The organism is Psychrobacter sp. AOP7-B1-25 (genome assembly GCF_052376195.1).
Lineage (GTDB): Bacteria > Pseudomonadota > Gammaproteobacteria > Pseudomonadales > Moraxellaceae > Psychrobacter.
In genome coordinates this window covers 103155-119855 of record NZ_JBQSVK010000004.1, presented here as the reverse complement: position 1 = coordinate 119855, position 16701 = coordinate 103155, and the positions used below count along the sequence as shown (strand labels likewise).

Sequence of the window (16701 nt, the reverse complement as noted above, 5' to 3'; positions counted from 1 at the left end):
GCTATTAACTATGCATGTAACAATGCGCTTAATGCATCTGTGCCACGTATATCTGTCTGCTGTAGATAGATCGGATACAGCGGGTACTTGGTAAAGCTTTGTTTGATATCCTGCAGCAAATGCTGCTGACGCTCAGCACGGCGTCGCCAAAACTCATCCGACTGTGTGGTTGATATCAACTGATTGATAACGATTGCTGCTGGCATGAGCTTACTATCCTCTAATTGCTCGATAGCGCGCTTGGTCTCAGCCAATGGTAAAACATCAGCGGTCATCACCAACACAATCGCTGTTTGTGTACGGTCATGTAATAGTAGCCCTGCTTGACGAAATAGCTGCTTTCGCTTCTCTAATACAGATACGGCTTGTTCCCAGCGATCTGATTTTTTGGCTGCGAACGGATTGGCTACGTCGTTCTTTTGAGTGCTAGTTATTTGACTATTTTTTTGATTGTGACTGTCCAAATGGGTCGCCACTGAGCGCAGTTTGGCCTGTCGTCGCTGCTGTGCAAGTAGCCCATCTGTCCACGCACCCATCATTTCTGGTAATACCAACAATCTTAAGGTGTGACCTGTTGGTGCGGTATCAAAAATTATATGCTCATACCCAGCATCTGCCGCTTCGACTAAATGGTGACACATAGATTCGAGCATCGCAGCTTCCTGGGCACCTGGAGCTGACTTAGATAGCCTCAGATGCTCTCGAATCTTGGGCATCATATCTGGATTGGCGTAAGCTTTAATCGTACGTTCAACTTGGGTAAAATGCTCATCGACGATTACATCAGGGTTTAACTCAATGGCATCCAAATAAGGGGATACTACTGTTTTGTCGTTATTGAGCCGCACATTCAGTACATCGCCCAAACTATGTGCCGGATCGGTTGAGACTATTAAGGTCTTTTGCTGCTGACTTGCATAGTAGCTGGCTAGTGCAGCAGCAGTAGTGGTCTTCCCTACGCCGCCTTTGCCACCGATAAATATAATCGGTTGTTTCTCTAACTGCTCTAGCAATCCATGTAAAGGGTGTAATGCCATAGCTTTATCTCGTCTCTTGTCTTCTTATGCAATCAATGCTTAAATTACTTTTATAGCTACTGTTCTATCACTGCGATTTTAGCAACAGCCTACGTGGTCGAACGGACATCTATCCATCCCCATACGTGTGTGCCATTCGTGAAAGTTCTCTAAAAATAGCGGCTGTAACTCTAGTGTATAAAAGCTGGCAGGATTATCAATCCCTAAGCTCTCGGCAAACATGAGTAACATAAAAAAATCTTCTTCATCACGCGCTGCGCGTGCCATCGTCTGACGATAAGGTGCATGATAAAACTCATTTAACCCATGCTTAAATCGTTGCCACCATGGCTGGGTACTTTCTAACGGTTGAACGTTTTCTATCTCATTCGATTTGTTTTCATTTTCCATAATGTACTCGTATTCTACTTAACTTTTATTATCTATCATGCCTATATGATACAAAAAACGCCAGCAATTGCTGCTAGCGTTTTTTATTAAACAGGCATTTAATATAATTTAATATAATTTAATGTTTAAACGTCACTGCTTTTACCTTTATGCAATGACCATTCTTTACGTAGCACAGACAGACTCTCAAAAGTCACTAAAATAGTAGCGATCAAGATGATAATGTCCATAATGATAAGCAGCCAATTTCCATCCGTGAAAAAAGTTTTAAGCTGAATCAATAGTGCAAATACGGTCATTACTAATAGGAACGACAACGGTGCTAAGGTAAACCAGACAGGCTTGCCTTTACGTAACAAGATAACCGTTACAATCATCAAGGTTAATGCAGCCATTAGCTGATTGGTCGTACCAAATAGTGGCCAAATAATCATACCACCAGCCCCATCAATACCACCAGCCCCAAATGCTAGTAGTAAACAAGTACCAACGGCTAGTAATGTTGCGACAACACTCTTACTTAATATTGGTAAGTTATAAAACTCGCCAAATTCTTGGAAAATATAACGTTGTAAACGTACACCTGTATCCATCGTAGTACCAGCAAATAGCGCTGCCATTACCGTAAGCATGGTCTGTGATAGCACCATGTCGATACCAACACCTGCATTCAAGATGGTCGCACCGCCGTCGATGAATGCACCGATAGAGCCATCACCGAATTTTTGATAGACCGCCTGCCAATCACCAAGAGTTGCAAAACCTGCGGTAGCCGCAAGGATTGCTCCAAGCGCCAGCATACCCTCGCCCAATGCGCCGAAGTAACCAACGAAACGAACGTCTTCTTCTTTATCAATCTGCTTAGAAGTTGTTCCCGTTGCGACCAAACCATGGAAACCAGATATGGCACCACAAGCAATCGTCACAAACAACAATGGCAGCAATGAAGGTGTATCCATTGGCAGTGACGTGTTAACAGCCGGTGCTACAATATCAGGGGTACCAATAAAAATAGCCGTATATAACAAAATCAAACCGACAAATAACTGTAAGCCATTAATGTAATCGCGAGGTTGAAGCAGCATCCATACGGGCAACAACGACGCAATAGCCGCATAGCTAAATAAAATCAAGATCCATACCGCATTATCAGGTAAACCCATAATGGTTTCAGGTAACACAATAGGGAACATAGGGCCAAGATAGATCAACCCATACAAAGCACTGACCCCGATAATTGATACCCAGATCAAATTCATATTGTAGCGATAGATACACTGACCAATGATAAAGGCAACCACTAAGGCACCCCAAACTGGCAACACAGCAGATGGCGTCTTAATCATCATGTTAGCGATAGCCACGCCGAATACAGCATTGACCATCAGTAGTAATAAGAAGATAACAACCATCATCAAGCTGCGGACACGGGTGCCCATGACATTACCCGCAATAGAACCAATCGACTGGCCTCTATTGCGCATACTTGCCCAAATAGCTGACATATCATGTACACCAGCCATAAAAATAGTACCGAAAACCACCCAAAGGACGGCAGGTACCCAGCCCCAAATTACTGCAATTGCGGGGCCGATAATTGGCGCAGCCCCTGCCACCGATGTAAAATGATGCCCCCATAGTACATATTTATTAGTAGGAACATAGTCGATCCCATCTTTCATCGTATGTGCTGGGGTAGGACGACTGCTGTCCAATGCTAAGATTTTGGTGGCAATAAATTTTGAATAAAACACGTAACCGCAGAGCATGGCGGCAACGCCGAATAGTAGTACAATAGCACTATTCATCTTATCTCTCCCTAGACAAGTAGTCGGTAGCCTTATAAGTTCAAGCTTTTTGGATTAAAATATGGAAAATATGCTAAATTAGTGTGCGATGAGTGACTCAGCTCACCTGTCATTTGGGTAAATTTCAGCAATTCGCTAAATGTTACCAATCAACAAAGTCATATATTTTATAACTAAGGCATGTCACTAACTAGCGTCTGATGTGATGAGTCTTTGATTGTCATTTAGTATAAGATTGTCACTTTGTGCAAATAATAACCGATTTAACGATAAATGTAACGTCAGTAAAACATAAAAAACAACAAATAAAGGAAGTACAATGGCACATTATTTTGGATTCGTACCCTCGGACAAACTAAAAGATTTAATTAGCGAGGCCGAACAAGTCGTTGCTTCAAATGAAAATATAGAGTACTACCCTTATCGCGATGCCCTTACTCATCAGACAGCACGTGACCTTACCGACAACCTATTGATTGGTTTGGTAGAAATTATTCCAAATCCTGAGCGTCAAGCTTCTATGCGTAAAATCGTTGGTACGATTGAACGTGCAACGGACACTCTGCTGAATATCTTACTAGGTAAAGAAAATAATAAAGACGTATTGCCAAGTTTTAACTTTTTAAGAGATCATGCAACTTTTACAGACAATAAAGGTGTTAAACGTGTTGGCTTCAAGCTGTCAGAAACAGATGCTAAAACTATCGTTGAAGGCTTTGCTGCTATCACACCTGAACATGTAGATAGAACCAAGTTTAAAACAGCACTCGAAACCATGAACGAAGAAACATTGACCCATTTTGTTAGTCGCTATGCTGAGACTTTAAAACTCGGTATGATCAAGCGTAAATCAGTGCCAGTTGCCAAATCGGCAATTGATAAAGGCATGAGCATGGCACTGAATAAGCTATTACCAGACTTGCCTGACAGCTCATTAAATCGTTTGGCTAATTATTACCGTCCATTTATTATAGAAAAACCAGAATAACCCTAAAATTTGGAATAATTTTGTCTCAACAGTCATATGCTATTGGGAAATTTTTTTAAAATTTGCTAAAATAAGCGGCACTTTTTACCAAAGGCGCACCCGATGACCCAAATCAGTAACCAAGAAATTGAAAAAACATTACGCAACTCAGAGTGCCTTATCAGCAGTATCGAAGTAGCTGCTGCTTATGAGCGTTTGGCCGCTCAGCTAAATCTACACTATGCTGGTCTAAACCCAATCGTTATGGTCGTTATGAACGGCGGATTGATCCCAGCTGGTCAACTATTGACACACCTTACGTTCTATCATCGCATGCACTATATCCATGCAACCCGTTATCGTGATAACGAAGGTACTAACGATCTTGATTGGAAATTTAAGCCTGATGTTAGTATCGAAGGTGAACACGTATTGCTAATCGATGACATCTTTGACGAAGGTGTTACCTTGAAAGCAGTTGTTGAAGAGCTAAGTAAAGAAAAGCCTCTGTCACTTGAGTCTTGCGTTTTGCTTAATAAACAGCATGATCGCAAAGTTACTGATTTCAATGTAGACTTTGTGGGTATTGACGTTGCAGATCGCTATGTTTATGGTTGTGGTATGGATTTTCATGGTTACTTGCGTCATCTTCCAGGTATCTATGCCATCAAAGAAGATAAAGTTTAAGTATTAGATTTGATTTAACGAATCGTTAAGTCCTAAAAAAGCATCCAAATTGGATGCTTTTTTATTGGGTTGAATTATTATGCTAATAATAACCTGAGCGAATTATTAGAATTGTAATGCCAAACCAGTATGGCGTTCAGTCGGTGTTTGAACTGCTTTTTCTAGGGCATGTTTTGTACTATATATTGTTACCTGCTTCTTAGCACGAGTCACTGCCGTATAGATGAGCTCTTTACTCAGCAATCTTGCATGACTATTATCAAAAGTGATGGCAACATGATCAAATTCAGATCCTTGCGACTTATGAATCGTCATTGCATAAGCTGTGGCTATTACCTCTTCATTTAACAAATTGACAGCTATCCCTTGTGTCTTATTTTCAAAGAAAACTTCTAATTGGTTTTTTTCATCTGATGTTTGTAAACAGAAACCAATATCACCATTGAATAATCCAAGCTCATAATTATTTTGTAGCACCATAACAGGTCGACCATGAAACCATGTATTTTGACCTAATGGTAACTTTAACTCTGTAAGATGCCATTGAGTGAGATAGTTATTAATATAATGATCGCCCCACTCATCATTATGACCAGCAGTTAAGATTCTAAATTGATTAAATACGTCCATTAGCGAAGAAATAGTATTTTTAACTGACTCTGGCACGGATTTTTCTATTATATCTTCTAGTAAATTTTTAATTTTATTTACGTATGGCTGGTAACCATTCGAGATTTTTGAGATATTTTTTTCTTTGCTTAGGCTATTTTTTAGCTGGTTATTTAATATAGGTTCCGCTCGTAACGTATTAACGTATTGGAAATTTAAGGCATCGTCTTGTCTTAATAACTGCCAAATAGCTTGAAGATTTGTCTCTACTTTATTGATTTGAGTAGCAAGTTTACCGATACCTGACTCGGAGCTAAATCGGCGGCTCTCGGTTAGTTCTGCATGAATGGGTTGCAGTAGCGGAATGCGACAGAGATCAGCCAATACTGCTCCTGCATCGACGGCTGCTAACTGATTCGCATCTCCTAATAATATCAGTCTAGCACCTGGCTTTACTGCACTCACAAGATAGTTGGCCAACTCAACTCCGAGCATAGATGCTTCATCAACGATGATAATACTCTCACCCAGTGGGTTTTTAGCATCGTAACGTGGTCTACCTGTTCGACCAATACCTAGTAGACGATGGATGGTTTTTGCTTCTTGTAATTGCAGATCTACATTTGCGTCGTCTAAAGCCGCCTGCAGAGACTCTTGCATACGCTGGGCCGCCTTACCCGTTGGCGCTGCTAATGCTAGGCTAGCACTGTCCGTACTAAACTTAATATGTTCAGACTCATCTCCCCTATCCTCTGTCGCTTGCTGCAACGCGATGACTAACTGAGCAACGGTATAGGTTTTACCTGTCCCTGGGCCACCAGTAATGATACTAAATGCATTATTATTTGCCACATTGATAGCGGCTATCTGCTGGTCATTTAAGTTCTCAGGCATAACGATATCTAAAGGCACTATCTGCTGACTCAAAATATGATTGATATGCTTCGCTAAATTAAACTCTGCTTGCCATGTGCGGTGTAGCCAAAATGTGATTGTCGATTTTTTAGTTTTTTCACTTTCAGTTATCTGGAAAATAATTGGCTGTTTTTTTTTTCTTAGGCTATTTTGATAGTTATCAACATTAGTATTTGTATCAACATTAGCAAATAAAGCGTGCTCATAAATTGAATGAACGAAAGTACTTAAGTCGCTATTTTTTAAGCGCTGATATAATATAGTGATCGCGTCAAAACGTTTGATCAACGTCTCTTTTTCATGGTTACTAAGTACTAGCTGCGCCCACAGGTACTCTCGCTGACAAAATAGAGTATCTAATAATACAAATAGCGATGTCTCCGTTATCGTATCTATTTGCGTTTTTATCTGGGTATCAATCAGTGCAAAAACTGGTGTTGCTAATATCTCTAATAATTGCTGCTGCCATACATATAATGTGACGTCTTCTCCATTAATTTGACCTTGCATAGGAGCTTCATAATCGGCTGCATCAATGGTTAATACAGTATGCCCTTCTTCTAAATGAGCCGCTAAAATAACAAATAGAGCAGTAAATAAATCACTGTCTTCTGACTTACCGACTTTTTTGCTTTCATCATTTGTGTTTGCATCTGCTGCGTCATACGCTACATGTGTCTGTTGACGGCGTAGCAAAATATAATCACTCAGATTACTTGCCCAGCTCTCTTGTAGGCTAATGGCTGACTTACTTTTTTTATTATTACTCATCTTATACTGATCTCTTGGTTAATCTAATTAACTACTGTAATAACTTCTGGTTACATGATTGTTATATGAGATTTATTGATTAGGTAGGCCAAACAATGCATCTAAACCTTTGATAAAAGCGATGGGAATATCCCAAGTAACCAGTCCATAACAGCTACTATTACTCAAGTTGTCGTGATTAGACTGAACCTCATCTTGTGATATAGACGTAGTAGCTGCCTGAGCACTTGGGTCATACACACCGCGCAAAAACACATACTCTACGGCGCCTAAATACTTATCTTCGTTACCTACATAATCACTGATTCTCATCGCAAGGAACCGATGTAATGCTACTTGATAGATTGCTGCTTGTAACCAGTACCCTGCTTTGGACATTGCTTGCTTGAGTGTATTCTCATTATAATCGCTTAGGCTATTTCCTAAGAAGTTACTTTTATAATCGACCACATAATACTTGCCAGCATGCTCATACACTAAGTCAACCTCACCTCTTAGATAGCGATATAGATGTGCTTTGTTTTGTGGCACTAGAGTGACGTGCTTATCTATCTCATCAGGTAAATACTGTTGAAAAAGATTACTGATATCCTGTGCTTTAAAACTCTCTGACAGCCCCATATTGAACTCTAACTCGGCAAATCGTTTACCTTTATCAAGAGCAATCAAGGGTTGATTAGAAGCTAATAGTGGTACATGAAGCACTTCTTCGATCCAATTAATCAATGCCTCATGTTTTGTTGTGTCTATTGACTCAAGTTTGAATCCATCGCGATTTTTTGGTGTCTTACTTTGTGATCTACGATCCTGTTGTTCCGCACTACTATATATGAGCGGCAACTGATAACTATTAATCGCTCTATCAATTACCTGAGACCACTGTGCTTTGTTGGCGAAATCTATTTGTTCAAATATCTCATGCAAAAATGTACCAGCATTGGCACCTTTTACAAAAGTAAAGCGGATATCATCTTCTGGCTTGAGACTGAGTTCATCATCTTGTTCGAGAGATTCGTCGTTATCAAGTGAAGATATATTCGAAACTGAAGACGCTGTCATATCAATATTTATCGCATCATCAATACGCTCATCTACTATCGCCATTGCTTGTGTAGATTCATCTAGCTGACGCGCCAAAGCGGTAAAGCTGGTCTTGGCCCAACCATAAAAATAATTGGTTTTCATCACCTCTGCAAATGGCGCGTATTCAATAGCCTCTGTCGTGGGCTTATAAGTACCTGACTTGGCTTCGGTTAGCTGAACATTGTCATTTATACCTGCTGAGTTAGCACCATTGTTTACGTAATTATTGTCATAAAACTCATTAACTTTATGACCTCTGAGCATACCTACGATACCTTTGAGCCTATCAGGTAGTTCAAACTTTGCCTCTGCAGATTCAAACCAATAAAATACTGGCTTTAGCTCAAATCCTGTCTTGTTACTCGGATCTCGCAGCACAACATAAAGCTGCTCACTGGCCCGAGTAAATGCTACATAACCAAGCCGCCTTATCTCATCAAAACCTTCCTGTGTCTCGATATCAGTATAATAGCCCTCATCCGTAGCAGAGCCTTGCAGTGGTGAGAAGCGGCGCTGATTTCCCATTGATTGACTGTCTATCGACTGCTGTACTAGCGCTGAAGGCGCTTGTTGCGCGTTATATAAATACAGGCCATAGTCTTCTTTATTGCCAGACTTCCTACTGGCATCGCCCATCCCCAATACATAGACAATAGGAAACTCAAGCCCTTTTGACTTATGAATGGTCATTAGTTGCACGCCAGACTCTGTCGGCAGTGGATATTGCTTAGCCCAATCACTGTTGGGCGCTGTATCTATCTGCTGCCTGAACCAAGCCAGCAACTCATACTCGCCCATACCTAAACCGTATTGCGCCAAGATGTCCATCACATGACGCAAGTCCATAATATGACGGTCACCTTCTGGATGCGCAGCTAAGGCTTGCCAAACGCCTTGCGGCTGTACGGGGCTTTTATCTAGTAAATAATGCAGCGCCGACAATATGCCAAAGTGTTGCCAACGCTGTGCACCTTCTTTTAGATAGGTAATAAAGTCTTGATAGCTCTTTTTATTGTCAGTAGCGTCGTTAGCTGAGAGGCCTTTCGAGTTAGAACTGTTTGAATGGGCGCTTGGTGCACTGCTACCTTCGGTAATGCCTGACTCATGGTCTGTCATCATGGCTTTGATGTTTTTGATACTCAGTCCATATAGGTGGCTGGTCAATACCCGATTAATCATGTCATGACGATACGGGTATAACATAGCACTCAGCAATGCTGCCACATCTTCTGCCATAATAGTCTCAAAGATGCTGACATCACTGGTGGTCAAGGTCGGCACATTAAGTTTTACTAGCTCATCTTCAACTCGTTTCAAATCCTTTTTGGCACGTGCCAGTACCCCAATATCACTGGGCTGAATAGGCTTGCCTTTAAGCGTCTGGCTACTAGCAAGCAAAGTGGCTATATGGCGAGCTGTGATTTCATGCTCATCGTAATCAAACTCTTTTTCCTTGTCATAAGGCAAGTGCAATAAGCTCACTGGCTGAGCAGAGAGCACCTCTGTCACCAGTACATCATCCAAACTATTTGACGCATTAAACCAAGACAGCTCATATTCCGGTTTTGCTGCTGTGATATGTTGATAATGAATCCCAGTACCTAGCTGAGACAGCTTATTCTCAGCAGTTGTTGCATTAGCCATACCAAACCAACAGTTCAATGCGTTAATCACACCCGCATTTGAACGGCGGTTGATATCAAGCGTCCAAAGCGCGCTTTTATCAAACTGGGCTTTCATGTAGTTATAATTGGCCACATCGCCACCGCGAAACCCATAAATAGCCTGCTTAGGATCACCAACCAATAGTAGAAACTCATGATTGGTTTTCTTAGTAGTGGCCTGCTTATCACCATCCGACTGTTTGCGTTTGTTCTTTGGCAAATAAATGCTTTCAATCATAATGGCTTGCTCACCATTGATATCTTGCGACTCATCAATCAATGCCACAGGGTAATGATGGCGAATATAACGAGCCAGCTTATCTCCTTGACGACCAGTTAATGCTTGGTTTAAACGTACCATTTGCAAACTAAATGTTGTCTCGCCACGCTCTTCTAAAATAACTGGCAGCCTGTTACGCACAGCCAGCACAATATGACGGTTCAAATTGGCTAATACCAACAAAATATGCTGATTCAAACTGTCAAGCATGTCTAAGATAGCCATTAATTTACTAATGGTCTCTAGCTCAAAAAGTGTCTGATGTTCCTTTTCTTTATTCTTATTAAAGTTCTTAATTTTGCCATCTTCATTGGGGTATCTGGCATCCTGCAATGATGTCAAAATCTTATTTTCGCTCTCATTTAAATAGCTGTTAAAGGTCAGCTGATACTGCGATATCTTTCGATGTACATCGATAATGGCATTAAACTGTTTGATTAGATTAGAGCCACCACGGAATCCTTGAGACTTTCTATAATCAGGATTCAAATAAGGCTGGATATCTGCTAAATCTAACTGAGAAAACTCATTGATTAGCTTTTCGTATGCCTCAAAATCAAAGCTTTTCTCATGCCTTATCTCATCAATCGGCGCAGAAATAAAGTTAAGCGAGCGCGTCACATATTTCTTATGATCGTCCACTGCAGACAGCTTGCCTTGCTGATCCATTAGGGCGTAGAGTTTAGGCTGCTCATAATACAGACGACTCTGAAACTGACGCAGCTCATCATGGATAATGCTATCGGTGACCTGCTCAATACTGCTGTCTTCAATAATGCCCATGCCTTGCTGGTGACCAGTCTCGCTACTGTATTCTGTCAACCATTTTTGTGCCAAGCTATCGAGTGTACCTACAAATAGCTTATCTAGGGTAGTTAGTACCAGTGCCGTACGTCTGATAGCTTCTGCCATAGGGTAACTGTATACGTGATCTAGCAAATAACCGACGAGATGCAAGTTAATAGGATCTTGCATCATGCTATCTAAGCGTACATATTTGGCCTGATTAACCAGCCAGACCTCACGGTCTTTTTTTGCTTGTTTACGTTTCTCAGCCGCCACTTGCTTATCAGTAGCAAGGTCTTGATTTAACTCGTCAATGCCCGTTTCAACATTTGCGTCTGAATCACCGTCTGTTTGTATATACTCAGCATCATTTTCAGGCATGACTTGCAGTACGTTAGGGTACAGGCTCTCTTTATTGTTAGTATCAGCACTTAAGCTATTGACCCATTGTAGTAACTGATAAAAATCTACCAAACGGTCGTGGATACGCTGACGCATCTCGGCAGCGGCCGCTCGAGTAAAGGTTGTGGCGATTATTTGCTCTGGTGCACGTCGCGCTTCAATCAGTAGGCGCAGTACAATACCCGTCAGCGTCCAAGTCTTACCAGTGCCAGCTGAAGCTTCAATTAAGTGCTTGCCAGTTAGATCGACGTCAACTGCCGGTATGACATCAGCTTTATGTTTAGGCTCAGCAGACACAGGCAGCTCATCTGAATATTCATCAAATAAGTTCGGTTGTGTAGATGAGTCAATAATATTGGTAGGGTCTGTCATATGGGCGCATACTTTTAATTATTATCTATTAGAGCAAGAGAGCAAAAATACTATTCTGAACTATTGGCCATCTAAGTTAGCTAACGCATCAAACATCGGCGCGTATAGTGGCTGGGCTAATGTAGTCAACGCCGCTGATAACGCCTTAAACGCATCTTGGTCACGTAGCACATATTGCCAAATGGCATGCTGCGAGCAAGTATCGTATACCGTGTCTGAGTTATAGTTAGGTCTTAACCAGTCTGAGAAGTCGGCACGTTTTGGCCAGTAGCGATTGCCGTCACCTGCTTCAGCTGCTAGGTACTTATCAAGGTAATTCAGTGCATATTCTGGCAGTAACGTGATAGGAACTTGACTCGTTAACTTGCCAAAAACAGCCCATTTTATCAGTTCAATTACTGCGTCTTCATAGACAATTGGGCTTAGTTTAAATGCGATTATATCTTTATAGTTACCAACTTGTGAGCTGACCTTATTAAAGCGCCAAATACTCATACCGTCATTTAATGCCATTTGTTCGGCAGTTGTATGTCTGGCCACTTGCCAATACAAATGTGACAACCAAAACTTAAGTAAATGCCTAGGACTGGCAGAATTGGGCAAGATATTTAACCACTGCTTAGGTGATTGCTTAGCATAAGGCACGTCTGGCTTAATATGAGAGTGGCTGCTGTACGTATCTATCGGTATGGATGTCGGTACTGAGCCCTTTATTTTAATGACTTTTGGCAATAGCTTGAGCAGCACTTCTATATCTGTTTGGTCTTTTGAATCGCTATTAGTACTATTTAGTATATTTTTTAGCTCTATTTGAACAGGGTGCTCGGCAGTTGGCATCAATAGCTGCAATACTCTAGCGCTATCTGCTTCACTCTCGTCAAGAATATTACTTTCATCAAAGCCATTAGCAATTAATTGTTCTTTGAACTCTACGCATTGCTGTTGCAATTTTTGTTGTTGATTGGGTAATGTGGTTTGGCGAGCGACACCAGCTGGCATAATTTTTTGATACATCAAAATTGGAGTCGCAGTTCCAGCCACTGTATTAGAATCATTACTCTTACCTTCATCAGTAACCAATTGTTTAATCAAATGATCTTTGATTTGATAGCTGGTTAGGTTATCTAAAAATAGCGGCTCTTGGTGTGACAATGCTTCTTCACCTTGCACTACATGCACCTTTTGAGACCGTAAGAACGCTTTGGCAGGATGGCGCACTTGGTAAACCAATGCCCCTTCAATATCTATTTCCCCAATATCAAATACGCTATCAGATAATGCTTGGATGAGCGATTCTGTCATGCTATTGACATCGCTAGCATCAGCAGCCGTATCTAGTGCCAACAGATCAACCAATGTAGACAAAGTATGACTATCTACTTGGCCTAACTGTCCCAAGCCTTGACCAAGCACCTGCGCGATTGATTCATACTGTGCTTTTGTGGGCAGGCCAACCAGCTCCTTGTACTCACTAGACACTCTACCTTTTAATGTATCAAAAACTGCTTGCCAAATCGGTGCAGGCGGAAACTGCTTTTTCTGAGCCAGCTTAGTTTTACGCATGGCCATATTTAACAAAGCGTCTAACTCATCAATCATATCAACTGGGTTGGTATCCTGAGCACTAATATCAACGTTATCATTGTTAATAAGAGACGCTTGCTCAGAAACATCATCACTTTCAATTTCTGCCTCAAACAGACTCTCATGAAAAGGTAATGCAGGATGCTCAGTCACTAGCCACTGCTTAATTAATTTAGGCAGATAGCGCTTGAGACTCTCGGTGGTTGGATCAATACTCTCGGGCAATGCTGCTAACTCTTCAAGCGAGTTCACCTGCCATTGCACCTCTCCTTGCAGGAACTGCAACAGCTCACTCACAGGATTGGCTGGCAGATGCTCATGAGTGTCCGTCAAGCTTTGGCCGTTATAAAACATCCAGCAAGCACTACGCGCACACAGCAGCGCATCTAAAAATGCGCCATTATCATCATCTTCACTCACTCTATCACCGCGTCGGGCATTGGTCGCTTTCATCAAATCATAGCGGTTATCACGATCACGCGCAGGGAACTCTGATAGATCCATATTAAGCATCACTACCAACTCAAACGGCACATTTCTTAATGCACCGAATCGACCAAAGGTGATTACCCCAGTGGGCTCGGCACTGACCTGCTGACTCTCAAGCTCCGCTTCAATACTGTCTAGCATAAAGCTCAATTTGAGCGGTAGTTGCTCTACACCTGCCAGCCTCTGCTCTACTTCTCTATTGTCGATAGCACCACTAGAATACTGTCTATAATGACGATTGGCTCGTAGGCTTGATTTAAAACCATTCATCGCGTTATAGATGGCGCGCATGGTACGCGTTTGATCTACATCGCCAAAATAGCGATGGATAACTTGTGTCTCAATTTGATCGAGCCAATCTTCCGCCTTCATTTTTTGTGTATGGTCATCACGACGTGCCACCAAACCGGTATAAATGCGGCAAAGTGCTTCCACAATTAGCGCATCATTTAGGCTAACTTGTGGCAATGGCAAGGTCATTTCTGGTAATGCCGTACTTGGCCATTCATCGGCATTTAGAGCATATAAGCAGTTGCTTAGTTCAGCCTCTGGCATGATCAAACCTAGGGTTAGTCTGTCTAGTGCCTGTGCAAAACTAAAGCGATAGTCGTAATCATTATTGTCCAACGTTTGCTTAAGATGCAGCTCGTCAAAACCACGGATAAAACCTGCCTCCACCAACAAATCACAACCACGGCTCATTTGCTCATGAGTTAGTCCAAAGCTTTCAAATAAAGGCGGTAGCATCAACCAGTCTAATACTTCAGCCGCTTCAAAACGAGCGCTATGACTACCCAATAGTTTGTAAAAACCAATAATCGCTTCCCATAACTGGCGAATGTCCGCATCGACAACACCCGTCACCTTGGCAGGCAAAGTCAAACCATCCTGACCTTTACCATTGACAAAGATAGAGCCAATCAGAGCATGATGACGCTCAACATCCGGTAGCAAGACCACAATATCAGAGATATGACGCTTTTTTTCACCTGCTTTGATAGGCTCATTTAGCCAACGGCCAATCATGATACGCAGCACTTCAAGCTGGCGCTGCAAGCTATGACATGAATGAATGCTTAGGCTATTATCTTGTGAGGAGATTGCCCAAAAACGGTCTTTCTCAAAGCGCTTATTCTCTAACGCTTCATCTTCATACCAAGCCGTTTCTTGCTTCTCTTCATCAAAGCTTAGCTCTACTTGTTGACTTACCGCTTGTGAGACTGTAGCAGCCGTTGCTTGCTGGGTAGATTGCTCATCAAGCATCAACACATCATTTTGCAAACGCCTTAATAAGCTTGGACTATTTTGAGTGTTGCTATCATCAATATATTCAGCAGAAAATTCATCATCAAAACCAACGCTCAGCGTATCATCAAAATTATCTTGCCATTCAACCAGCGAATCATCGTACTGCTCATTACCTGATAAGTTGGCAAGCATCGCAAACGCATCACGCGACTGCTTACCCAGACGTGACAACAAACTGTGACCATAATCACGTAAAAACACACTCTCAGGATTGATAATCTGCTGGCGCTGTAGCCAAGATTTATCAACGATATCGGCCCAAAACAGCTTTGATGGGTTGTAATGCAATAACGTGATATCCATGTATTTTGACAAACTCTGCAAAAAATCAAGCTCAGTCTGTGGCAGCTGTTGAATGGTAAATATACGCAGTACTTTAGGTAACTGGTCACGCTCATTGGCCTTGTTGTCTTTTAAGGCTGACCAAAACGCACGCTCCAGTGCTACACGATGTAAGTGAACATCGGCAAATAAATGCGACCACAAAAATCGTTGGGCACCTTCTAACTCAACATAATGCTCAACCAACCACTCAGGCGTGCCGCGCGCGTATTTATCAAAGCGTAGGGATAAGGCATCTTTATCCGCTATCAACTCATCTACATTCAGCGGCTTGTTGTGCGACCATAATGCTAGCCAATCCTCACGGTGGGTCAAGTAACGGTTAAATACTCTCGCCAAATCACTTGCCAGCTGCCAAATACGCGCATCTTGTTGCGCCTTATCCTGTCGCATACTGTCTTGTTGTAAGCTGTCTTGCTGAGCAATTGCCTGCGGATCATCAATCAAAGACGCAAGTAGTGGATGAACTGGATGCTTTTCATCTGCAACGATCGACTCCTGATAATAAGTCAAATACCCAAACAATCGCCACTGCATCACTGTCGGTGATAACACCGCCACTTCGGGTACATTTAGCGTTGTCGCTTCAGAATTTTGCGCCAGTAAGTACGCATTATGGCGGGTCAATACATCTTGCATCAGCGTCCATTGATACTGACCCCAAAATTTAGTACGCACCAAGGTACTAATACCAGCACGGCTAGCAATGGTTTTATCCAACCAGTCGCCCAATACCATGGACGGTACAATGACAATAAAAGGCTCAAAAACAGGCTGATCCTTGGACTGGTATTGTACAAGCAATTGATCAACGAGGTTTTCGGTACGGTGCGACTGAATAATAGTGAACATAGACAATAATCTGATTGGAATAAAGGTTAGATACTAGGACTGATAAAAAAGGCTTCACTTATAGATGGGATGTCTGTATCCAATGTCAAAAACGCTATAAAACGTCCAGACAAAACAAAAATCGATACTCATGAATCCATGTTTGGTGGTCGTTACGATGATGCATTTCTGCTAGCATGAACGCCATAAATAAAAACAACTATAGTAGCAAATTCTACGTATTTACTGATAACGTTGACATGCCAAATTTGCTATCAGTGTGCCATCGATGGTTATCGTTTACTAGTGTAGATACCGATATTACAATAAGCTTGCGACATTTAGTGTCGTTTTATACTATCACTCATATATACTA

General features: G+C 41.8%; 8 protein-coding genes. 2 read left to right on the top strand and 6 right to left on the bottom strand.

Annotated features, from left to right (window positions below; all coding sequences use genetic code 11):
- Positions 1-8 precede the first annotated feature (8 nt).
- The 3 genes from ACT3QR_RS05785 to ACT3QR_RS05775 all read right to left on the bottom strand — a co-directional run bounded on the left by ACT3QR_RS05785 (position 9) and on the right by ACT3QR_RS05775 (position 3235).
- On the bottom strand, positions 9-1037 hold the full coding sequence (locus tag ACT3QR_RS05785; protein WP_444520437.1) for an ArsA family ATPase: 1029 nt from the start codon (positions 1035-1037) through the stop codon (positions 9-11).
- Between the two features lie 78 nt (positions 1038-1115).
- Complete coding sequence (locus tag ACT3QR_RS05780) at positions 1116-1427, bottom strand: cory-CC-star protein (RefSeq protein WP_444520436.1); 312 nt, start codon at positions 1425-1427, stop codon at positions 1116-1118.
- A 125-nt stretch (positions 1428-1552) separates the two neighbouring features.
- The gene (locus ACT3QR_RS05775; protein ID WP_444520435.1) at positions 1553-3235 is read right to left on the bottom strand and encodes a carbon starvation CstA family protein; all 1683 of its coding nucleotides are present in this window, start codon (positions 3233-3235) and stop codon (positions 1553-1555) included.
- Positions 3236-3554: 319 nt separating this feature from the next.
- Here ACT3QR_RS05775 and ACT3QR_RS05770 point away from each other — a divergent pair, with 319 nt between their 5' ends.
- Both ACT3QR_RS05770 and ACT3QR_RS05765 read left to right on the top strand, forming a co-directional pair.
- Positions 3555-4223, top strand: a complete 669-nt coding sequence (locus ACT3QR_RS05770; protein WP_444520434.1) for a hypothetical protein — start codon at positions 3555-3557, stop codon at positions 4221-4223.
- Positions 4224-4325: 102 nt separating this feature from the next.
- Positions 4326-4889 (top strand): hypoxanthine-guanine phosphoribosyltransferase, encoded by a 564-nt coding sequence (locus ACT3QR_RS05765; RefSeq protein ID WP_444520433.1) that lies wholly within the window; start codon positions 4326-4328, stop codon positions 4887-4889.
- Positions 4890-4994: 105 nt separating this feature from the next.
- Here ACT3QR_RS05765 and recD read toward each other — a convergent pair whose 3' ends face one another.
- The 3 genes from recD to ACT3QR_RS05750 all read right to left on the bottom strand — a co-directional run bounded on the left by recD (position 4995) and on the right by ACT3QR_RS05750 (position 16346).
- Positions 4995-7184, bottom strand: a complete 2190-nt coding sequence (recD, locus tag ACT3QR_RS05760) for an exodeoxyribonuclease V subunit alpha (RefSeq protein ID WP_444520432.1) — start codon at positions 7182-7184, stop codon at positions 4995-4997.
- Positions 7185-7256: 72 nt separating this feature from the next.
- Complete coding sequence (locus ACT3QR_RS05755; protein ID WP_444520431.1) at positions 7257-11771, bottom strand: UvrD-helicase domain-containing protein; 4515 nt, start codon at positions 11769-11771, stop codon at positions 7257-7259.
- Positions 11772-11831: 60 nt separating this feature from the next.
- Positions 11832-16346: an exodeoxyribonuclease V subunit gamma gene (locus tag ACT3QR_RS05750; RefSeq protein ID WP_444520430.1), complete on the bottom strand. Its 4515-nt coding sequence runs from the start codon at positions 16344-16346 to the stop codon at positions 11832-11834.
- Between the last annotated feature and the right edge of the window lie 355 nt (positions 16347-16701).